This window comes from Pseudomonas sp. ATCC 13867 (assembly GCF_000349845.1).
In the GTDB taxonomy this organism is placed as follows: Bacteria; Pseudomonadota; Gammaproteobacteria; order Pseudomonadales; family Pseudomonadaceae; genus Pseudomonas.
This window is the reverse complement of sequence record NC_020829.1, coordinates 5,541,756-5,563,179: the sequence shown is the minus strand read 5'-3', so window position 1 is coordinate 5,563,179 and position 21,424 is coordinate 5,541,756. Positions and strand designations below refer to the sequence as shown.

Here is a 21,424-nt window from a genome sequence, read left to right as displayed (position 1 = left end):
CTGGAATCAGGCCTTTTCCACCATCATGCGGCCGACCATTTCCATGTGCAGCGCATGGCAGAACCAGCTGCAGTAGTACCAGTACAGGCCGGGCTTGCCGGCGGTGAAGGTGATGGAGGAGGTCTGCTGCGGGCTGATCTCCATGCTCACGCCGTGGTTGACCATGACGAAGCCGTGGCTGACGTCCTCGATCTCGTCCAGGTTGGTGATGGTGACGGTGACTTCGTCGCCCTGTTTCACGGTGAACTCGGTGAGGCCGTAGGCGGGGGCGGACGAGGTCATGTAGACGCGCACCTTCTTGCCGTCGCGGATGACCTTGTTGTCCTGCATCAGGTCGATGCCGTCGCGCTTGGCGATCGCCACGGTCTCGGCGAAGAACGGATCGTTGCGGTCCCAGATCTTGCGGGTCTTGATCTGGTCGCGGCGGGCCAGGATGCAGTCATGCGGCTCGGCGAAGGTGGGGCCGTCGTGCACCAGCTTCATCTCGTCGCCGGAGATGTCGATCAGCTGGTCGTTCTCCGGGTGCAGCGGGCCGGTGGGCAGGAAGCGGTCCTTGGAGAACTTGCTCAGCACGACGACCCACTTGCCGTCCGCCTCGCTGGTTTCGGTCAGCGACGCGTGGTTGTGGCCCGGTTGGTAGTGCACGTCGAGCTTCTGTCGGATGTAGTCGACCTTCTCGCCCTTGTAGGCGCGGCGGGCGTCTTCCAGGTTCCATTTGACCAGCTGGCTGTCGATGAACAGCGTGGTGTAGGCGTTGCCGCGACCGTCGAAGGTGGTGTGCAGCGGGCCCAGGCCCAGTTCCGGCTCACCGACCACCACGTCGCGCGGATCCTTGAGCTTGCCGGCGAACAGGTCGGGCAGCTTGTCGATGGCGATCATGGTGCAGGTGGGGGAGAGCTTGCCGTTGGCGATGAAGTACTTGCCGTCCGGCGAGGTGTTGAGGCCGTGGGGGTTCTTCGGCACCGGGATGTAGCGGGTGACGACGCTGTCCTTGCCGTCCTTCTTGCGGCCATCGACCACCGGCACCTTGCTGTCGCCCAGGGTGATGAAGCGCTTGGCCTTGATCTCCTTCTCGATGGCGGGAATATCGAACACCACCACCCAGTCGCGCTCGTTGCGCATCATGCCGGCCAGGTCGGTGGCCTTCTCCGAGTTGTAGCAGGTGGAGGCGGCGAAGCGGCCGGTGTAGTCCATGTCGCTGTTGTCGAGGTTGCCGTCGACGATGACCTGCCAGGCCACTTCCATCGTCTCGGCATCGACCGCGTTGTACATGGTGAAGGCGTTATCCCCGGTGATGTCGAAGCTCGACCCGTCGTTGGGGTGCGGGATGATGAACTCGGCGTTGCAGAGCACGTATTTGGTGTGCGGCACCTTCTGCAGGCGCAGGCCGTGGATGGCCTGCACGTTGGGGATGGTGGTGATCTTGTCGCACTTCATGATGTCCAGGCGGATACGCGCGACGCGGCTGTTGGCCTTGTCGTTGATGAACAGGTACTTGCCGTCGTACTTGCCGTCGGTCATCGAGATGTGCGGGTGGTGACAGTCGCCGTTCTGGAAATGCGCGCTGTCGCCGAGGACGCGCTTGCTCTCGTTGGTCAGGCCCCAGCCGGTGGCCGAGTCGACGTTGAACACCGGGATGCGCATCAGTTCGCGCATCGACGGTACGCCCAGTACCCGCACTTCACCCTGGTGGCCGCCGCTCCAGAAGCCGTAGTACTCGTCCAGCTCGCCGGGGGCGATATGGATGGAGTTCTGCTTGGCGGACTTGGCCGCCTCGGCCCAGGCCTCGCGCGAGGTGAAGGCTCCCATCGAACCCGCGGTCACCAGCGCAGCTGCGCCGGTCACCGCGGAAGCGCCGAGGAATCCACGCCGGCTGAGCCCGGTGGTCTCGTCGTGCTGCTGTTTCTTGTCAGTCATGTTCTGCTCCTTCCTTAAGGCAAATGGTCAGATCTGTTGCACCGCAATCAGCTGGTCGTCGTCGCTGGCGGCCGCGCGCTTGCCGCGCTTCTTGCGCTTGTTCACCAGCGGCGGGCACTTGTTCTCGTTGTGGTAGGTCATCTGGCAGTCGAGGCAGTAGTGGCACTCGTTGGCGTTGATCCGGCCATCGGGATGGATGGCCTGGATCTCGCATTCCTTGGCGCACAGCTGGCATGGCTGGCCGCACTCCTTGCGCCGCTTGAGCCAGTCGAACAGGCGCGCCTTGCCGGGGATCGCCAGGGCGGCGCCCAGCGGGCAGACGTAGCGGCAATAGACCTTGCGGGTGAACAGGTTGATGACCAGCAGCACGGCCACGTAGGCCACGAACCACCACTGGCGGTCGAAGTGCAGGGTGATGGCGGTCTTGAAGGGCTCGACCTCGGCGAAGCGCTCGGCGGTGGACAGCGACTCCAGGGAGAGGCCGAACAGCACCAGCAGGACGATGTACTTGATCGCCCAGAGCCGCTCGTGGACGGCGAAGGGCAGCTCGTACTGCGGAACCTTCAGCTTGCGCGCGGCCTCGTTGAGCAGCTCCTGCAGGGCCCCGAACGGGCACAGCCAGCCGCAGAACACGCCACGGCCCCAGAGCAGGATGCTGGCGGCGGTGAAGGTCCAGAGGATGAACAGCACCGGGTCGATGAGGAACAGTTCCCAGCGGAAGCCTTCGAACAGCGAGTGGACGAAGGTCAGCACGTTGACCACCGAGAGCTGCCCCAGGCAGTACCAGCCGATGTAGGTCAGGGTGAACAGCAGGTAGCCGCGGCGCAGCCAGTGCAGCAGTTGCGGGCGGCGGGTCAGGTTGTCCTGCAGGAACAGGATCACCGCGAGCAGCCCCAGGGCGCTGAGCAGCACGCCGATCTGGAAGCTCTTCTGGTACCAGACGCGCAGCCACATCGGGCGCTTGGCGTCTGCCAGCGCTTCCAGTTCCGCGGCGGTCGGCTGCGGCCGGTCGAGATAGGACTCGGGCGTCTGGTAGCCCAGGTCGAAGGTGGTGAACAGGCTGTCCACCGGGCCGGTCTGGCGGCGCACCAGCAGTTCCAGGTCCCACGGGGTGCCGGGGTCGAAGCGCTGCGCGGCGCGGACGATGAAGATCGCCATCTCGGCGAAGTGCGGCATGCCCTCGGCGTAGGTGTCCGACAGGCGCTGGTAGTCGAGGTCGCGGAAGCTGAGGATGTCGCCGAACTGGCGGACCTGCACCCGGTCGAAGATGCCGCCGCGCACGTAGCCCGAGCCCTTGAACGAATACTGGCCGTTGCCCAGCACGACGACCGCATGCTCGCCGGGTTTCAGCGATTCGCGCAGCTCGTTGTACTGCTTCTCGCCCAGCAGGTTGCGGCCGATGCTGGGCGCATCGAGCAGGGCGGTATAAAGGTCGATGAAGGTTTCTTCGCGCTGCTGCGCATCGTGGGCCTGGCCGACCTTCTCGGCGGCGGTGCCCTTGAAGGCGTCGTCGATCTGTCCGCGGGTCAGCTTCAGCTGGCGGATGGCGCCGTTGCCCAGCAGCTCGCTCCAGCTCGCCGGTTGATAGGCGTCGTCGCGGACGATCGCCGGCTTGGGCCGTACCTGGCCGTCGTCCTTGATCAGCTTGAGCGACACCGCCACGGTGCGGGCGGCGCGCATGATGATCTCATTGACCACCATGACGGTCACGGTGGCGCCGGCCACGGCATCCACGGTGACGGTCTGCGGATCGCCGGAACGGCCCACGGCGACCCGCTGGTCGGCGCGCAGTCCGGAATAGCCGGCGGTGAAGGCGTGCAGTTTCTCTTCGGGAATGCCGATCAGCAGGATCGGCTCATGGTGTTCGAGGACGTAGCTGTCGCGGATCACGGCCTGCGGATCGAGGATCACCTGGACGTTGATCGGCTTGCCGGAATACGCGGGAATGCGGGTGACGCGGATGCTCTGGAAGGCATAGCCGAGGAGCTTGTCGCCCTGGGACAGGCGCCGTACGCCGTATTCCCCCTCGGGTTCGCCGATGTGGTCGACCTGGGGGAACACCTGCAGGATGCGGGTTCGTTCCAGGTCGCTGAGGTCGGCGCCTTGGGCGGCCAGACTGGCCATGAGCAACAGCCAACCGAGCACTGTCCCGAACAGATTGCGAACGCCGAACATGGGGCCTCCTTCCTCCACTTACCGTGTTGAACCGAATCGCGCCAAGGCCGGTGGCGCCGGCCCTGGACGGGGGGATTACTTGAGCGTGACGATCCATTCCGCGAGGGTCTTGGCTTCCTCCGGGCTCACCGCGTTTGGCGGCATCGGGATCGGCCCCCAGTTCCCCTTGCTGCCGGTCTTGATGCTGTTGGTGATGTGGGCGACGCCATCGCCCTGTGCGCCGTACTTGGCCGCGACGTCGTGGAAGGCCGGTCCCACCAGCTTCTTGTCGACGGAGTGACAGGCCACGCAGGCCTTGGCCTTGAACAGCTCTTCGCCGGTGCTGGCCATGACGGCTGTGGTTGGGACCAGCAGCCCGCCGAACAGCAGGGCAACCAGGGCTTTGTTCATGAATGCTTCTCCTCACAGGTTGACGCCCCCAGGGCGCCGATCGTTTTCGCCGGCGTCCTGCCCGGCGTTTGCGGCGATTCTAGGAGGGGGCGTGCGGCATCGGCTTGATGCCGATCAAGAACTTAAGGCGCTGTGCTTGAGGCATGGGACCGCAGTGGCTAGCGTGCCCAGCCATAGCTTTGACGGAGAACCCCAACGCCATGAACGCCCCCGCCCAGAACATTCCGCCGCTCTTCTACCAGGCGACCGGCAACGAGGTGGCGCTGTTCACCGAGGCCGCCGCGCATGGCATGCCGGTGCTGATCAAGGGCCCGACCGGCTGCGGCAAGACCCGCTTCGTGCAGCACATGGCCCAGCGCCTGAACCTGCCGCTGTACACCGTGGCCTGCCATGACGACCTGTCGGCGGCGGACCTGGTCGGTCGCCACCTGATCGGCAGCGACGGCACCTGGTGGCAGGACGGCCCGCTCACCCGCGCGGTGCGCGAGGGGGGCATCTGCTACCTGGACGAAGTGGTGGAGGCGCGGCAGGACACCGTGGTGGTGCTGCACCCGCTGGCGGACGACCGCCGCGAGCTGTTCATCGAGCGCACTGGCGAATCCCTGGTGGCGCCGCCGGGCTTCATGCTGGTGGTGTCCTACAACCCCGGCTATCAGAACCTGCTCAAGGGCATGAAGCCCAGTACCCGCCAGCGCTTCGTCGCCCTGCGCTTCGATTACCCGACGCCGGAAGTGGAAGCCGGAATCATCGTCCGCGAGGCCGGCGTCGCGCCGGAGCTGGCGCAGCGTCTGGCGCAACTGGGCGTGGCCCTGCGCCGGCTGGGTCGGCAGGAGCTGGAGGAAGTCTGTTCGACGCGCCTGCTGGTGCTGACCGCGCGTCTGCTCAATGCCGGCGTGGCGCCGCGCGATGCCTGTCGCGCCGGGTTGGCCGAACCGCTGTCGGACGATGAAGCCACGGTCGCCGCGTTGATGGATCTGGTCGATGTCCACTTCGCCTGAGGTCGCCGTCAGCACCCGGCGCCTGCCGGGCGACCTGGCGATGTGGTTCTTCATCCTCGCCGAGCTGACCGTCTTCGCCATCCTGATCATCGTCTTCGCCGTGGCCCAGTACCTGGACGTCGAAGGTTTCCGCGCGGGCCGCGCGGAGCTGGACCTGTCCACGGCCCTGGCGCTGACCCTGACCCTGCTCACCGCCGGCTTCTGCGCGGCGCTGGCGGTGGAACAGGTGCGCCACCGGCGCCAGGGGCGCGCGGCGGCCCTGCTGGGCGCCGCGCTGCTGCTGGGGCTGGCGCATGTGGTGTTGAAGTCCGGCGAGTATTACCACCTCGCTACCCGCGGGCTGGACCTGGAGTACAGCACCTTCTTCACCCTGTTCTGGCTGATCACCGGCTTCCACTTCCTGCACGTCTGGCTCGGGCTGGTGATCATCGGCTGGATGATGCTGCGCTGCCTGCGCGGGGCCTACCGCAACGAGGCGCTGGGCGGGCTGGAGTCCGGTGCGCTGTACTGGCACATGGTCGATCTGGTCTGGGTGGTGTTGTTCCCGTTGGTCTACGTATTGGCGCCCGGATCATGAGGACATTGCTCATTGCCTGGCTGCTGATGCTGCCCATGTCCGTCGCCGGGGTCTGGCTGGGCCACCGCGCGCCCGACGCGTTACTGCCGGTGGCGGTGATCCTCCTGCTCGGCCTGGGCAAGGCCTGGCTCATCGCGCTGCGCTTCATGGAGCTGAACCGTGGCCCTCGGCTATGGCAATCGCTGCTGCTCGGTTGGCCGCTGGCAATCACCGGCGTGATCCTGGCGCTTCACGCAACGCACTGATTTTCTTCAAGAAAAATACCTGACTAGAAGCATTGGTCTTTCTTGATTGCCATCAAGCGGATTCGCCAGGCTCCCTTCCTAGAATGGCAACGGACCGTGACCTAGGAGGGCCCCATGTCAGAGACATTCACCAAAGGTATGGCGAGGAACATCTACCTGGGAGGAGGCGTGTTCTTCTTCCTGGTGTTCCTCGCCCTCACCTATCACACAGAGAAGAAGTTCCCCGAACGCACCAACCAGAGTGAGCTCACCGAGTCGGTGGTGCGCGGCAAGCTGGTATGGGAGCAGAACAACTGCGTGGGTTGCCACTCGATCCTCGGTGAAGGCGCCTACTTCGCGCCGGAGCTGGGTAACGTCGCGGTCCGCCGTGGCGGTGACGCGGCCTTCGGCAGCTTCCTCGCCGCCTGGATGAAGATGCAACCGCTGGGCGTGCCCGGCCGCCGGCAGATGCCGCAGTTCCACCTGAGCGATCAGGAGGTCACCGATCTCGCCGCGTTCCTGCTGTGGACATCGAAGATCGACACCAACAAATGGCCGCCGAACAAGGAGGGTTGATCATGAACCCGGGCAATCCCTATCTGAAATTCGCTTCGCAGTCGGTGGCCAAGCCGTACTTCGTGTTCGCCCTGATGCTCTTCGTCGGGCAGATCATCTTCGGCCTGATCATGGGCATGCAGTATGTGGTCGGTGACTTCCTGTTCCCGGCGATCCCGTTCAACGTCGCCCGGATGGTGCACACCAACCTGTTGATCGTCTGGCTGCTGTTCGCCTTCATGGGCGCGGCCTACTACCTGATCCCCGAGGAAGCCGACCGCGAGCTGTACAGCCCGAAACTGGCCATCCTGCTGTTCTGGGTGTTCGCCATCGCCGGCGTGCTGACTATCCTGGGCTACCTGCTGGTGCCCTATGCTGGCCTGGCCAAGCTGACCCACAACGAGCTGTTGCCGACGATGGGCCGGGAGTTCCTCGAGCAGCCGACGATCACCAAGATAGGTATCGTGATCGTGGCGCTGGGCTTCCTGTTCAACATCGGTATGACCATGCTCAAGGGTCGCAAGACCGCCGTCAGCGTGGTGATGATGACCGGCCTGGTGGGCCTGGCGGTGTTCTTCCTGTTCTCCTTCTACAACCCGGAGAACCTGGCCCGCGACAAGTACTACTGGTGGTGGGTCGTGCACCTGTGGGTGGAAGGCGTGTGGGAGCTGATCATGGGCTCGATGCTGGCCTTCGTGCTGATCAAGATCACCGGTGTCGACCGCGAAGTCGTGGAGAAGTGGCTCTATGTGATCATCGCGATGGCCCTGATCACCGGCATCATCGGCACTGGCCACCACTTCTTCTGGATCGGCGCGCCGGGCGTCTGGCTGTGGCTGGGCTCGATCTTCTCCGCCCTGGAACCGCTGCCGTTCTTCGCAATGGTGCTGTTCGCCTTCAACATGGTGAACCGCCGTCGCCGCGAGCACCCGAACAAGGCCGCCGCGCTCTGGGCTCTGGGCACCACCGTGACCGCCTTCCTCGGTGCCGGCGTGTGGGGCTTCCTGCACACCCTGGCTCCGGTGAACTACTACACCCACGGCTCGCAGCTTACCGCCGCCCACGGCCACCTGGCGTTCTACGGCGCCTACGCGATGATCGTCATGACCATGATCAGCTATGCCATGCCGCGCCTGCGGGGCATCGGCGAAGCGCCTGACGCCCGTGCGCAGAGCCTGGAGATCTGGGGCTTCTGGCTGATGACCATCTCCATGCTGCTGATCACCCTGATGCTCACCGCCGCCGGTGTGGTGCAGGTCTGGCTGCAACGCCTGCCGGCCGATGGCGCCGCCATGCCGTTCATGGCCACGGTCGACCAGTTGAAGATCTTCTTCTGGCTGCGCCTGTACTCCGGTGTCGGTTTCTTCATCGGGCTGATCTGCTACCTGCTGAGCTTCCGCCAGCGCGGCCGCGTGGCCGTTGCTTCCGGCGCGGCCCAGGTGAGCTGAACCCAACCAGTGACACGGGGCCCGTCCGCTTTGCGGCGGGCCCTTTTTTTGTATGACCCTGGCAGCAGGGTGGCTTCGAGTCACCCATCGGCACGAGTGGTTCCTTCTCCCAGAGGGAGGGGGACAGTCCGAGCGGCCTGAAACTATCTGCGCTAGCCGGTAAGGGAGTCCTCCCATGACCATCCACCTCGAAATCGAAGAAGGCTTCGGCCGCGCCTGGCACCGCTTCATCACCCGTCGCGCCAGCCCTGAGTTCGAGGACGCGGCGGTAGCCCTGGACGACGTACGACGCAGCCTGCTGTTGCTATTCCGTGGCACCGGCGGCGAGGCCGGCGTCGGCGTGGAGGCGGCCAGCGCCCGCGAACTGTTGGTACGCCGCAGCCTGCTGCAGCAGGTAGCCGGCACCTGCCAGCAACTGCCGGTGGCCTGGTTCGACGCCGACTCCCTGCGTCTGCCCGCGCAACTGGCGGTGTTCCCCGATGCCGAGCTGAACCGCGAACTCTACCGCTGGCTGGCGCTGCTGGCCGCGCACAGTCAGCCGATGCGCCACTGGGCCCGGGACAACCAGGCCTGGACGCTCGCCGTACTTGACCGTTACCCGCTGCTGCACCCGCGCTACCGCCGGTTGGTGGATGCGCTGCTGAGCCTGCGTCCCGATCCTTCCGCGCTGCCGCCCGCCGAGGCGGCGCTGGAGCGCGCGCTGCAGCAGGCCCTGCGCGAGCCGGGCAGCCTGCAGCGGTTGCCGCGCAGCGAGAAGGCGCCCTGGCCGGTGCCGCTCTGGCTCTATCCACCGCAACGCCTGGCCGCGCCGCAGCACACCGACCTGATCGACGGCGACGAGCAGGGCCGTTCCGTCCACAGCGAGGCCAAGGGCGTGGCGCGCAAACGCGCCGAACGTACCGAGCAGGACCCTGGCCGTGGCGGCCTGCTGCTGTTCCGCCTGGAGAACCTGTTCAGCTGGTCCGAGCACGTCGAACTGGACCGTGCCGGCGACGACAGCGAAGACCTGGACGCGGCGAAGGTCGCGGACGACCTCGACCACCTCAGCATGTCCCGCCAACGGCAGAAGAAGGGCGGCGGCCTGAAGCTCGACCTGGACCTGCCGGCCGCCGATTTCGACGACATGCCACTGGGCGAGGGTATCCGCCTGCCGGAGTGGGATTACCGGCGCCAGCAACTGATCGACGATCACGTCTGCCTGCAGCCGATGCTGCCGCGCGATGCCGTGCCGGCGCCATTGCCCGACGCCCTGGCGCCCGTGGCGCGACGTCTGCGCCGGCAATTCGAAAGCCTGCGCCAGCAGCCGCAGTGGCTGCGCCGGCAACCCCAGGGCGCGGAACTGGACCTGGAAGCCTGGCTGGACTTCAGCGTCCAGCGGCGCCTGGGTACCTGCAGCGAGCCCGGGCTGTTCATGGAACACCGGCAGACCCGTCGCGACCTGGCGTGCCTGCTGCTGGCGGACCTGTCGATGTCCACCGACGCGCACATCGACAACGACCACCGTGTCATCGACCTGATCAGCGACAGCCTGCTGCTGTTCGGTGAGGCGCTGCAGGCGGTGGGCGATCGCTTCGCGCTGTACGGATTCTCGTCGCTGCGCCGGCACCAGGTGCGCCTGACCCAACTGAAGACTTTCGACGAGCGCTACAACGACACCGTGCGCGGACGTATCCGCGTGCTGCGCCCCGGCTACTACACGCGCATGGGCGCGGCGATCCGCCGGGCCACGCAACTGCTGCTCGAGCGCAAGGAGCGCCAGCGCGTACTGCTGATCCTCACCGATGGCAAGCCCAATGACCTGGATCTCTACGAAGGCCGCTACGGCGTCGAGGACACCCGTCAGGCGGTGCTGGAAGCCCGTCGCGCCGGGCTGGTGCCGTTCTGCATCACCATCGACCGCGAGGCGGCGGACTACCTGCCGCACCTGTTCGGCAGCCAGGGCTATCTGCTGATCAACGATCCGGCGCAGCTGCCGGTGCGGTTGCCGCAGCTCTATCGGCAGCTCACTCGCCGGCAGGGATAACGACTGTAGGAGCGAGGGGGACGCCTAGTTCTTGCTTGCGAACCGAGCCCCGCAGCGAGGCACGTTCGCGAGCAAGCTCGCTCCTACGAAGAGCAAAAGCGCATTCGAGCGGGGCTTAGCGCGGCAGCCAGAACACCATCACCAGGCAGAACACCGTGAGCAGCGCGCAATACCAGGCGAAGCGCCGCAGCCGGCGCTGCTTCGCCAGTTCCTGATCGACCGGCAACGGCATCCCGCACTGCGGGCAGTCCGCGTGGTCCTCGGGGCTTTCGTGCTGGCAGTACAGACACTGGCGCATGGCTTACTCGAACTGTTCCAGGCGGGCGACATCGAGCACCTGCACGGTGCGCCCGCTGAGATCGATGATGTCCTCGTCGATCAGCCGTCGCAGCACGCGGGAGAAGGTTTCCGGCTGGATCGACAGGTGCCCGGCCACCAGTTGCTTGGCCATCGGCAGTTCGAAGCGGTTGTCTTCGCCGCCCTGGCGGTTCAGCTGGGTGATCAGGTAGCGCACCACACGGTGGGTGGAGTTCTTCAGCGACAGCGTCTCGATCTCGTTGATCCGCCGGTGCAGACGCACACAGAGGGTGGCGAGCAGGGAGAAGGGCAACTGCGGGTTGCTGTGCAGCAACTCCATGTAGGTGCGGTTGGCGAAGCGATAGACCTGCGTGGGCTCCAGCGCCTGGGCCGAGGCCACGTAGTTGGAGGTGTCCATCAGCATCATGGCCTCGGCGAAGGTCTGCCGGCTGCCGACGACTTCCAGTACCTTCTCCTGGCCCTCCGGGGTCAGGCGGTAGATCTTCACCGCACCGGAAATCACGAAATAGAAAGCATGGGCCGGCTCGCCCTGGAGGAACAGCTTGTCGCCTTTCTCCAGGTTGAGCAGCGTGCTGGTGGCGAGCAGCTGCTCCAACTGTTCTTCGTTGAGCACGTTGAACAGGTGGTGGCCGCACAGAATCTGGTGGTGGACGCGATGCGCGAGCATGGCGGAGCGCTCCTGGGCGGGGACAATCCTCCCAGTATGCGCGTTATTGGCCGGCAGCGTGGTGAGACAAGCTGTCACTGGCAGCCCTCCTGAGGCCCGAAGGCCGCTCAGGCCGGATGGTTGGCGCCGAGGAAAAGCAGGTTGTTCTCCAGGTGGATATGCTGCATCAGGTCTCGGCGCAGCTCTTCCAGACCGGTGTAGAGCCGGCGCCAGCTGTTGCAGCCATCGGTGGGCACGGTGAGGTCGCCGGTCAGATCGGCCAGCACCGCCAGCGACTGCGAATGCTCGTCGTGCTCATGACGCATCACGCCGATCGGCCCCTGCACGTGGGTCAGCGGAATCCCCTGGCGCAGCCAGGGGAAGAGCACGCTCTCCTCCTTGCACATATGCCATTCCAGCTCTTCCTGCATCTTCTTCAGGTGCGCGGTCAGGCCGGCCGGGCATTGCGGGTGCGCGGCATGGGTGTTCTCGACACGTTCGGCCAGCGGGATCAGCGCCGGCAGCTGCTCACGGTGGACCTTGTGGTAGCGCTCGAGGATGTGGTCGATCAACTGGTCGTTGCTGCTGAGCCGCCAGTCGGTCTGTTCGTTGGCCGACGGCAGGGCCTTGAGCTCATCGGCGATGCGCTGGGCGTCGAGGCCTTGCTCGCTGGCCGCTTCGCGCAGGCTGCGCTGCCCGGCGCAGCAGAAATCGAGCTTGTAGTCGTGGAACAGCGCGGTGCTGCCGGGCACGCTGAAGGCCAGGTCGCTGAGGGTGCGTTCGGTGAGGTTTTCGTTCATGGCAGGCCTCGGGTGGAGTGGACACGGGCGGCCGCAGTCGTCGTGGCGGCGGTGGTGGTCAGTCTAGGGAAGGGCGCGCGCGAAGCTCCTTGATTGCAGTCAAGCGCCTCCAGGCGCCGATTCCCGCTCGTCGCCGCCGGCGATCTGCATCAGTTGCTGAGGGTTGCGGACCAGCAGCTTCTGCCGCCCGCCGCGCACCAGGCCGCGGTCTTCCCAGGCGCTGAGGATGCGCGAGACGGTGTGCAGGGTGGTGCCGGTCATCTCGGCGATGTCCTGGCGGGTGACCGGAAAATCGATGCGGATGCCCTCTGCCTCCGGAGAGCCGGATTGCTGCACCAGACGCAGGACGGTGTGGGCGACCCGGCGCTCGACTTCCTCGGTGGCCAGTTCGCAGAAACGCACGTGGGCCTCCTGCAAGCGCACGCCGATGGCCTGCACGGTGTTCAGTGCGAAACCGGGATGGCGTGCCAGCAGGGGTTCCCATTGGCTGGTCGGCCAGGACAGCGCGAGGCTCTCCAGGGTGGCGCTGGCGGTGGCCGGATAGTCCCGTCGGCCGAGGGCGCGGACGAAGCCGAACAGGTCCCCCGGATTGACCAGGCGCACCAGCACGCGCTGGCCGTCGCCGGTGAGCTGGGTCGCTTTCAGGCGGCCGTGGACCAGCAGGTAGAAGGCCTCCGCTGGAGCGCCCTGCTCGAACACGGTGGTGCCGCAGCGCAGGCGCAGCACGCTGGCCTGGCGCAGGATGTCGTCCTGTTCTTCGCGACTGCTGTTGGCGAACGGCGGCAGGTTGGCCAGCCAGGCGCGGTTGAGGGAGATGTCGGTGGTCACGGCAATGATTCCCTGGGTCCCGCCGCAGCATACCTTTGAGGGTGGACGGTAGAACTTGAGGGGAATCAAGGGATGTCCCTGACCAGGCGGAAGCCGAGGTTGTCCGGCGGCTGGCCGGCGCTGCAGCCGCCGCCGCGGGCGTCGCGCACGAAATCGTTGATCGCGGCGCGGTGACGGCCTTCGGCGATGCGGATCGAGCAGAACTCCGCGCGGTGGGTCTGGGTGCCCTGGGTGTCGAGGTTGACCCGCTGGTGGCAGCTTTGCGTCCACTCCCAGACGTTGCCGCCCAGGTCCGCCACACCGAACTCGTTCAGGCCGTGGCTGCCGCGTGCCTGTGGCAGCGCCGAGGCGCTGGTGCGGGTCTCGGCCTCGAAGCGATAGCGCGCCAGCCAGCGCATGGCCGGGTTGCTGCCATCGTCGTCCTCGATGCGCAAGGCGTCGTCGGCCCAGCGCGAGCCGGCGAAGAAGGCCCACTCGCGGTCGGTGGGCAGGCGCCACGCCTGGCCGGTACGCTTCGACAGCCAGTCGGCATAGAGCTGCGCGTCCAGCAGGCTGGCGCCGGTGAGCGGCAGGTCGTCGCGCGCGGTGTCGCCGCTGTCCAGCGCCAGGCAGTCGCCGTCGGCCACGCAGCGGGCGTACTCGGCCTGGCTGACCTGGTACTTCATCACCTCGAAGCGCGGTTGCAGTTGTTCCTGCCGCGACGGTGCGTCGATGGCGCGCTTGTCCTGCCAGTAGTCGCCGGCAGGGCGGAAGTTGAAGTCGCGTGGTGCCAGCTTCACGGTTTCCGGCGCCAGTTCGGTGTCGTACTGCGGCTGCAGCAGCAGGATGGCGGCGCCGACCAGGAGCGCGACGGGTACGCCGATCAGGGTTGTCTTGCGCATGGGCTGCGATGTCCGCTCCGGGAGATAGCCGGGAAATGGCCGGCCCCTACGGGCCGGCCGCGGGTCTTACTTGATCGGCGTTGGCGGCTCGATCTGGCTCATCAGGTCGGAGTCCCACTTGCCTTCGACCTGGATGTGCGCGGCGGCGCCCAGCAGGACGGCCTCGATCAGGTTGTGGTTGAGGTAGGTGTACAGGCCCGGCTGCAGGAAGGTGTAGAGCGCAGCGCCGGCCGCGCCGCCTGGGATGAACCAGGTTTCCAGGTCTTCCTCCGGCGGGTTGTGGAACTTGCCGGTGGCCCATACGTGGTCGCCGTGGCCGCCGATCAGGTGCGGGCGGGTGTCGCGGTTGGCCTGGGAATGGATGATCAGCATGGTCTCGCCGACATTGGCGGTCAGTGCGTTCTTGCCGGTCAGCGCGCCGACCTTGCCGTTGAACACGATGTGGCTGGGGATCAGCCCCTTCATGACTTCCAGCGTGTCGTTGTAGCCTTCCATCGGCGTTGCGTAGCGCTTGAACTTGCCGTCCTTGTCGCGCGGGACGTAGTAGTCCTGCTCGCCGATGTAGACCACCTTGTCGTACTTCAGCGCCTTGCCGTCGCGGTCCTTCAGGCCATCGCGCGGCAGCACCATGATCGCGCCGTTCATGCCCGAGACCACGTGCCACGGGATCATCGCGCCGCCCGGTGCGCAGTGGTAGACGAACACGCCGGGGCGGGTCGCACGGAAGCGCAGCTTCACTTCCTCGCCGGGCTGGATGATGGTCAGCGCGCCGCCACCCAGGGCACCGGTAGAGGCGTGGAAGTCGATGTTGTGGGTCAGGGTGTTGGTGGCCGGGTTGACCAGGGTGAGCTCCAAGTAGTCGTCCTGGTGCACCACCATCATCGGGCCGGGAACCGAGCCGTTGAAGGTCATGGCGTGGATCTCGGTGCCATCGTCGTCGATGACCAGCTTCTTCTCTTCGATCACCATGCGGAACTCGACCACGCGAGGCTTGCCGCTGACGCGCTGCTCGTGTGCATGGACGAAGGGCGGGGCGACCAGATCGACCTTGACGTGCTCCAGTTTGGACAGGTCAGGTGCCGGCCCCATGTTCTTCGGCGCCGGCTCTCCGCCCCTGGCCAGGGCACGTCCGCTGCCGAGCATCGAGCCGGTAACGCCGAGCACTACCGCGCCAGCCAGCAGGGTACGCCGGGAAAGGGACATCTCTTCCTGATCATGCATAGGTACATCTCCGTAATGGACGAACTGTCGTTGAGTACAGAGATACCTGTTGGGTGGGAATCTTCTTTGAGCCGGAACAAACAAGCCCCCAGCTGGACAACGTGTCGCAGGCTCTGGCGTGCGGTAGTTCGTGTTTACAGTTTGCCGTGACGGAAGCGCGCAAGTGTGGGGAGTGCGAGGTAAGATTCGTCCCCTGAGCCAACTTTCCGCGCCCGCTGCGCGGGCCCAACGGACAAGGATTCTCCATGCGTCTGCTCACCCTACTGGCCCTGACGATTGGCTGCCTTGGCGTGCAGGAAGCGCGCGCGAGCAGCGACGACGCCTGCTACCCGAGCTGGAACCTCAAGCGCGACACGCTGGATTTGTGCAACAGCCTGCCGTTCCTGAGCCCCGGCAACGACAGCCGGATCAACCTGCAATTGCTGCTGGCCGACGACGGGCAGGCGACCATTGCGGACCGGCCGCTCTCCGATGACGAGCAGCAGCTGGGTTACGGCAAGGTGCCGTTCCCGATGGCGCGCTGGCTCGACGATGGGCTCTCCGCCGATGCCGACGGCCCGGCGAACGGCACCCAGACGTCCGCGCCGCTGGCCGACCTGGTGGCGCGCATCGGCCTGCCGGCGGACAGCCTGCCGCAGTCCGCAGACAGCTTCGCCAGCGGTGAAGGCAGCCGCTGCCGCAGCAACAACGCCGGCACCGTGCAGGACTTCCTCGGCCAGTTGCTGCTCGTCGAGGGGTTGCCGACCGACGAGCGGCAGAGCCTGGCGCGTGCGCGCCTGACTCTGCTCGGTGCCTGCCAGTGGGACGAAACCCAGCTCACCGTGATGCTGCCCGGCGACCTGAAATCCGCACAGGGCAAGGCTTTCGCCACCTACCTCAAGGGCGCGGCGGAGTTTTACAGCGGGCGCTTCGGCGAGGCGCTCAAGGCCTTCCGCGCGCTGCAGGACAGCAACCTGCCCTGGCTGCAGGAAACCGCCCGCTACATGGTCGCCCGTGGCCAGCTCAACGAGGCCCAGCAGAACGCCTTCGACGACATGGGCTACCCCGATCTGCGCAAGGTCGACAAGAACGTGCTGAAGAACGCCGAGGCGAGCCTGGGCGACTACCTCAAGCGTTATCCACAGGGCCAGTACGCTGCCTCGGCCAAGGGCCTGCTGCGCCGAGTGTATTGGCTGATGAGCGACGAGGGCCGGCTGGCCGGGGAATATGCCGAGCTGTTCGCCCGCCGCGATGCCGACCTGGGGCCGCTGATTCAGGAAGTCGACAACAAGCTGCTGGTCACCGCCCACCCGGTGGACGTCCGCGACCCGCGCCTGCTGGCCGTGCTCGACCTGATCCAGATGCGCCATCACGAGCCGAACGAGGCGCGCGCCCTGGACAGCGCCGGGCTGGCCGCGCAGAAGGAGCTGTTCGCCGCCCAGCCGGCGCTGCACGACTACCTGACCGCGGCCTACCGCCTGTACGTGGAGGAGAAGCCCGCCGAGGCGCTGAAGAGCCTGCCGCAGGAGATTCCCGAGGAACTCGACTACCTCGCCTTCAGCCAACAGGCCCTGCGCGGCTTCGCCCTGGAGGCCGGCAACGACTGGCTGGGTGCCGAGAAGCTCTGGCTGCACCTGCTGCCCCTGGTGCGCCAGCCGCTGCAGCACGACCAGCTGGAACTGGCCCTGGCGTTCAACTATGAGCGCAGCGACCGCCTGGTGAAGGTCTTCGCCGAGGGATCGCCAGTGCAGACGCCGATCATCCGCGAGATTCTTCTGCGCCACGTCGCCGGCCCCGACCTGCTGCGCCAGCAGGCGCGCTCCGCCTTGGCCTCGGTCGAGGAACGCGACACCGCGCTGTTCGCCCTGCTCTACAAGGACCTGCTGCACGGCCAGTACCAGGCCTTCATCGACGACCTCGCGCTGCTGCCCGCCGAGCCGACCAGCAAGCCGCTGGGCGCCAGCATCGGCTACCTCTACGGCAGCATGCCGCTGACGCTGTTCCAGTGGCCGGGCGGCAAGAACGACACCGGCTACGAATGTCCGGCCATCGTCGACGTGGCCCGCGACCTGCTGCAGAACCCGCGGCCGCCCAAGGCGCTGAACTGCCTGGGCGAGTTCATCCTGCGCAATGGCCTGGATGGCTTCCCGCTGGACAGCCAGCCCAGCGAACGCGAACTGGGCGGCGGCGAATCGCTGTTCCCCGGCACGGCCTACTCGCGGATGGACGGTTACCTCAAGGTCATCGCCGACAAGCAGGCGCCCGAAGACGACCGCGCCTATGCGCTGTTCCGTGCGATCAACTGCTACGCACCCAGCGGCTTCAATGGCTGCGGCAGCCAGGACATCCCCCCGTCCCAGCGCAAGCAGTGGTTCCGCACCCTCAAGAGCCAGTACGCCGCCACGCCCTGGGCGAAGGCGCTGAAGTACTACTGGTAAACCGATGCTGCGGGCTGTCGCGGTCGGGGTGGCGCTGCTCTTGGGCAGCGCCCCGGCTGGCGCGGGCGAGGTGAACGCCGCCGACCACGATGCCTTCTGGTTGTGGAGCGGCGTGGCCGCGCAGCCGGTGCTGGCCCAGGCGCGCACGCTCTACGTGCTGCAAGGGCAGGTCAGCGCGCCACGCTACCAGGACGGCCGTGCCCGGCTGATCGCCCAGGGCATCGCCATTCCGCGCCTGTCGCAGGGTGAGGTCTGGGTGGTCTACCGCGCCCATACCCTGCGCTGGCACGAGGATATCTACCGCACCCTGCTGGCCCAGCTGCGCCGCTGGCGCGCCGCCGGCAATCCGGTGGTGGGCGTGCAGATCGACTTCGACGCGCGCACCCGCTACCTGGGCGAATACGTCGATTTCCTCGAAGACCTGCGCCGGCGCTTGCCGGCCAATTGCCGGCTGAGCATCACCGGGCTGATGGACTGGGGCAGCAACGGCGCGCCGGAAACCCTCAACCGCCTGGCCGGCGTGGTGGACGAGGTGGTGGTGCAGACCTACCAGGGGCGGCAGACCATTCCCAACTATGCGGCGTACCTGCCGAAGGTGGCGCGGCTGCAGCTGCCGTTCCGCATCGGACTGGCGCAGTACGGGGAGTGGCGGGCGCCGGACTACCTGGCACGGAGTCCCTGGTTCAGGGGGTATGTGGTGTTTCTGCAGAATCCCTGAACAGGCGCGGCGTTTCCGCTCCTCTCAGGAACGAGGGGGACGCCTAGTTCTTGCTGGCGAACCGCAGTCTGCCGCTGTTCCTGCGTGTGCTTGTCCGCGATGCCTTCAGGTCAGCTCCCGCCACACCCGCAGGTGCCGCAATCGCTCCCGCAACCACCCACCGCGGCAGCAGGCTCCCGTGCATCGCGCGTGGTGCCGCCGTTCAGGTTGCGCATCAGTAGTGCGTATTGCAGGTCCAGCTCCTCGGGCGCCGGGATGTAGACGACATGGCCGTCGCCGGGCGCGACGCCAATGGATTCTCCCCGGTTGTTCTCCAGGGCGTGCAGGCGGAAGGTGCGGTTGCCGGCCGGGGTCATCAGCTCGATGCTGTCGCCCACCGCGAAGCGGTTCTTCACCCGCACCTCGGCCAGGCCGTGGCGGCGCTCGCCGGTGAACTCGCCAACGAACTGCTGGCGCTCGGACAGCGAGTGGCCGTACTGGTAGTTCTGGTACTCGTCGTGCACGTGGCGGCGCAGGAAGCCCTCGGTGTAGCCGCGGTGGGCGAGGGACTCCAGGGTGTCCATCAGGCCGAGGTCGAAGGCGCGCCCGGCGACGGCGTCGTCGATGGCCTTGCGGTAGGCCTGGGCGGTGCGCGCGACGTAGTAGTGGGACTTGGTCCGACCCTCGATCTTCAGCGAATGCACGCCCATCTGCGTCAAACGTTGCACGTGCTGGATGGCGCGCAGGTCCTTGGAGTTCATGATGTAGGTGCCGTGCTCGTCCTCGAAGGTCTCCATTAGCTCGCCGGGGCGGTTGCCCTCTTCGAGCAGGAAGATGTCCTTCGTCGGCACGCCGAGCCCCAGGGTCGGCTCGACGTTGCGAACGGCGTGGCCCAATTCGTCCTCGTGGGCGGCGTGGGTCTTGTACTCCCAGCGGCAGGCGTTGGTGCAGGTGCCCTGGTTGGGGTCGCGGCGGTTGATGTAGCCCGACAGCAGGCAGCGCCCGGAGTAGGCCATGCACAGCGCGCCATGGACGAAGACTTCCAGCTCCATGCCTGGCACCCGCTCGCGGATCTCGCCGATTTCCTCCAGCGACAGTTCGCGGGACAGGATCACCCGCTTGAGCCCCTGCTGGCGCCAGAACTCCACGCTGGCCCAGTTCACCGCGTTGGCCTGCACCGAGAGGTGGATGTCAACCTCGGGGAAATGCTGGCGAACCAGCATGATCAGGCCGGGATCGGACATGATCAGCGCGTCCGGGCCAAGGGCGAGCACCGACTCCACGTCCTGCAGGAAGGTCTTCAGCTTGGCGTTGTGCGGGGCGATGTTCACCACCACATACAGGCGCTTGCCCTGGGCGTGGGCCTCGTTGATGCCGGTGGCGAGGTTGGCGTGGTCGAACTCGTTGTTGCGTACCCGCAGGCTGTAGCGCGGCTGGCCGGCGTAGACAGCATCGGCGCCGTAGGCGAAGGCGTGGCGCAGGCTTTTCAGCGAGCCGGCGGGGCAGAGCAGTTCGGGGGAAAACGGCGTGGGGGACATGGCGGCGCAGCGGGTAGTGGGAAAAAGGCCGCCACTCTAGGAAGTCCGGGGCTTGCGCGTGCTGAGCGAGGTCAACGGAGTGCCGCTTTTCGTAGGAGCGAGGGGGACGCCTAGTTCTTGCTCGCGAACCGCCCAGCGCCGGAGCTGCCGGTAGGCTTTGTTCGCGAGCAAGCTCGCTCCTACAGGCCAGTCATGAAGCCGCAACGCATCACTCCAGCCAGCGCCGCCCTTGCAGTTCCAGCAGCGTCTGCGCCTGCTCCGGCCCGTTGCTGCCGGCCGGGTAGGGGCGCGGGCTCTGGTAGTGCTCCTGCCAGCCCTTGATGATCGGGTCGATCCAGCGCCAGGCCGCTTCCACCTCGTCGCGGCGCATGAACAGGGTCGAGTCGCCCTCGATCACGTCCAGCAGCAGGCGCTCGTAGGCGTCCCAGCGGCGCTTGTTACGGCTGAAGGCCTGGGCCAGGTTCAGGTCCAGCTCCACCGGCTCCAGTTGCATGCCCTTGCCCGGCGCCTTGGCCATCAGTTGCACGCTGATGCGCTCCTCCGGTTGCAGTCTTATCCACAGGCGGTTGGCGGTACTGGCGGCGCCGATCAGACCGTTGGGCGCCGGCTTGAACTGGATGACGATCTCCGAGCACTTCTTCGCCATGCGCTTGCCGGTGCGCAGGTAGAACGGCACGGCGGACCAGCGCCAGTTGTCGATCTCGGCCTGTACGGCGACGAAGGTCTCCGTATCGCTGTCGTTGTCGACATTTTTCTCGAACCAGTAGGCCGGAACCTCCTGTCCGCCGATGTGCCCGGCGGTGTACTGGCCGCGCACGGTCTTGTCCTGCACGTCCTGCCCGGAGATCGGTTTGAGCGCCTGGAGGATCTTCACCTTCTCGTTGCGCACCGCCTCGGCGTCGAAGCGCACCGGCGCCTCCATCGTCACCAGGCAGAGCAGCTGCAGCAGGTGGTTCTGCACCATGTCGCGCATGGCGCCGGCGTGGTCGTAGTAGGCGCCGCGGTTCTCCACGCCCAGGGTCTCGCTGACGGTGATCTGCACGTGGTCGATGTGCCCGTTGCGCCACACCGGTTCGAACAGCGTGTTGGCGAAGCGCAGGGCCATCAGGTTCTGCACGGTTTCCTTGCCCAGATAGTGGTCGATGCGGAATACCCGCGATTCGTCGAACACCTCGCCGATCGCCTGGTTGATCGCCAGCGCCGATTCCAGTGAGTGGCCCAGCGGCTTCTCCAGCACGATGCGCGCCTGCGGGCCGGCCAGGCCGGCGATCTTCAGGTTCTGCGCAATGGGGACGAACAGGCTCGGCGCGGTGGCCAGGTAATGCACCAGCACGCGGCCTTCGCTGCGCTTCAGGGCGGTTCGCAGGCGGCCGAAGTCGGCGCTCTGCGAGGCGTCGATGGACAGGTATTCCAGGCGCTGGGCGAAGCTGCGCCAGGCCTCGGTGGAGAAGTCGTTGCGCGCCACCTGGGCGCGGCAGTTGCGTTCGGCCAGGGCGAGGTAGGACGCATTGTCGCGGTTGCCTCGGGCGAGGGCGAAAATCCGCGTATCGGCCGGCAGGCGGTTCTCCCGGTGCAGGTGGTAGAGCGCCGGCAGCAGCTTGTGCAGGGCCAGGTCGCCGCTGCCGCCGAATACCAGAATGTCGCAGGAGCTGGGAAGACTAGCGCTGAGGGGCGTGTTCAAGGACTTATTCCCTGGGCTTGGCGAGTCGATTTGTAGTATAACTACAACAAGACTACAGAATTCTCAGACAATCATCACCGAGCCTACCCC

Annotated in this window: 19 protein-coding genes; 8 read left to right on the top strand and 11 right to left on the bottom strand. The window is 66.4% G+C overall.

Going from position 1 to position 21,424, the window contains the following annotated elements; genetic code table 11:
- Positions 1-6 precede the first annotated feature (6 nt).
- The 3 genes from nosZ to H681_RS24880 all read right to left on the bottom strand — a co-directional run bounded on the left by nosZ (position 7) and on the right by H681_RS24880 (position 4,482).
- Complete coding sequence (gene nosZ / locus H681_RS24890) at positions 7-1,917, bottom strand: TAT-dependent nitrous-oxide reductase (RefSeq protein ID WP_015479668.1); 1,911 nt, start codon at positions 1,915-1,917, stop codon at positions 7-9.
- Between the two features lie 27 nt (positions 1,918-1,944).
- A complete protein-coding gene (gene nosR, locus H681_RS24885) occupies positions 1,945-4,092 on the bottom strand; it encodes a transcriptional regulator NosR (protein WP_015479667.1) in 2,148 nt (715 codons plus the stop codon).
- A 75-nt stretch (positions 4,093-4,167) separates the two neighbouring features.
- Entirely contained in the window at positions 4,168-4,482 is a 315-nt protein-coding gene (locus H681_RS24880; RefSeq protein WP_015479666.1) for a c-type cytochrome, read from the bottom strand.
- A gap of 200 nt (positions 4,483-4,682) precedes the next feature.
- Here H681_RS24880 and H681_RS24875 point away from each other — a divergent pair, with 200 nt between their 5' ends.
- From H681_RS24875 to H681_RS24850, 6 genes are all read left to right on the top strand, one after another.
- Positions 4,683-5,480 carry a CbbQ/NirQ/NorQ/GpvN family protein gene (locus H681_RS24875; protein WP_015479665.1) on the top strand — a complete coding sequence of 266 codons (798 nt, stop codon included), beginning with the start codon at positions 4,683-4,685 and terminating at the stop codon, positions 5,478-5,480.
- Positions 5,464-6,057, top strand: a complete 594-nt coding sequence (locus tag H681_RS24870) for a cytochrome c oxidase subunit 3 (protein ID WP_015479664.1) — start codon at positions 5,464-5,466, stop codon at positions 6,055-6,057. Before H681_RS24875 ends, H681_RS24870 begins: the two co-directional genes overlap by 17 nt.
- On the top strand, positions 6,054-6,302 hold the full coding sequence (locus tag H681_RS24865; RefSeq protein ID WP_041712278.1) for a cytochrome C oxidase subunit IV family protein: 249 nt from the start codon (positions 6,054-6,056) through the stop codon (positions 6,300-6,302). Before H681_RS24870 ends, H681_RS24865 begins: the two co-directional genes overlap by 4 nt.
- A 114-nt stretch (positions 6,303-6,416) precedes the next feature.
- Positions 6,417-6,857: a c-type cytochrome gene (locus H681_RS24860; RefSeq protein ID WP_015479662.1), complete on the top strand. Its 441-nt coding sequence runs from the start codon at positions 6,417-6,419 to the stop codon at positions 6,855-6,857.
- Positions 6,857-8,284: a cbb3-type cytochrome c oxidase subunit I gene (locus tag H681_RS24855; RefSeq protein WP_167650148.1), complete on the top strand. Its 1,428-nt coding sequence runs from the start codon at positions 6,857-6,859 to the stop codon at positions 8,282-8,284. Before H681_RS24860 ends, H681_RS24855 begins: the two co-directional genes overlap by 1 nt.
- Before the next feature lie 175 nt (positions 8,285-8,459).
- Positions 8,460-10,307 carry a nitric oxide reductase activation protein NorD gene (locus H681_RS24850; protein ID WP_015479660.1) on the top strand — a complete coding sequence of 616 codons (1,848 nt, stop codon included), beginning with the start codon at positions 8,460-8,462 and terminating at the stop codon, positions 10,305-10,307.
- A gap of 115 nt (positions 10,308-10,422) precedes the next feature.
- On the opposite strand, the gene H681_RS24845 is transcribed toward H681_RS24850, so the two are convergent.
- The 6 genes from H681_RS24845 to nirK form a co-directional block, all read right to left on the bottom strand.
- Entirely contained in the window at positions 10,423-10,605 is a 183-nt protein-coding gene (locus H681_RS24845; protein ID WP_015479659.1) for a hypothetical protein, read from the bottom strand.
- Between the two features lie 3 nt (positions 10,606-10,608).
- Complete coding sequence (locus H681_RS24840) at positions 10,609-11,292, bottom strand: Crp/Fnr family transcriptional regulator (protein WP_015479658.1); 684 nt, start codon at positions 11,290-11,292, stop codon at positions 10,609-10,611.
- 107 nt (positions 11,293-11,399) lie between these two features.
- On the bottom strand, positions 11,400-12,071 hold the full coding sequence (gene ytfE, locus H681_RS24835; protein ID WP_015479657.1) for an iron-sulfur cluster repair protein YtfE: 672 nt from the start codon (positions 12,069-12,071) through the stop codon (positions 11,400-11,402).
- Positions 12,072-12,170: 99 nt separating this feature from the next.
- A complete protein-coding gene (locus tag H681_RS24830; protein WP_015479656.1) occupies positions 12,171-12,899 on the bottom strand; it encodes a Crp/Fnr family transcriptional regulator in 729 nt (242 codons plus the stop codon).
- Between the two features lie 65 nt (positions 12,900-12,964).
- Positions 12,965-13,780, bottom strand: a complete 816-nt coding sequence (locus tag H681_RS24825; RefSeq protein ID WP_015479655.1) for an SUMF1/EgtB/PvdO family nonheme iron enzyme — start codon at positions 13,778-13,780, stop codon at positions 12,965-12,967.
- Positions 13,781-13,846: 66 nt separating this feature from the next.
- Positions 13,847-15,001: a copper-containing nitrite reductase gene (gene nirK, locus H681_RS24820; protein ID WP_015479654.1), complete on the bottom strand. Its 1,155-nt coding sequence runs from the start codon at positions 14,999-15,001 to the stop codon at positions 13,847-13,849.
- Positions 15,002-15,246: 245 nt separating this feature from the next.
- On the opposite strand from nirK, the gene H681_RS24815 reads away from it, so the two are divergent.
- The gene (locus tag H681_RS24815; protein ID WP_015479653.1) at positions 15,247-17,418 is read left to right on the top strand and encodes a hypothetical protein; all 2,172 of its coding nucleotides are present in this window, start codon (positions 15,247-15,249) and stop codon (positions 17,416-17,418) included.
- A gap of 4 nt (positions 17,419-17,422) precedes the next feature.
- Positions 17,423-18,136 carry a DUF3142 domain-containing protein gene (locus tag H681_RS24810; RefSeq protein WP_015479652.1) on the top strand — a complete coding sequence of 238 codons (714 nt, stop codon included), beginning with the start codon at positions 17,423-17,425 and terminating at the stop codon, positions 18,134-18,136.
- A gap of 110 nt (positions 18,137-18,246) precedes the next feature.
- Here the strand turns inward: H681_RS24810 and trhP are convergent, their stop codons facing one another.
- Complete coding sequence (gene trhP / locus H681_RS24805) at positions 18,247-19,653, bottom strand: prephenate-dependent tRNA uridine(34) hydroxylase TrhP (RefSeq protein ID WP_015479651.1); 1,407 nt, start codon at positions 19,651-19,653, stop codon at positions 18,247-18,249.
- A 208-nt stretch (positions 19,654-19,861) separates the two neighbouring features.
- Positions 19,862-21,334 (bottom strand): glucose-6-phosphate dehydrogenase, encoded by a 1,473-nt coding sequence (gene zwf / locus H681_RS24800; protein ID WP_015479650.1) that lies wholly within the window; start codon positions 21,332-21,334, stop codon positions 19,862-19,864.
- Positions 21,335-21,424: the final 90 nt, after the last annotated feature.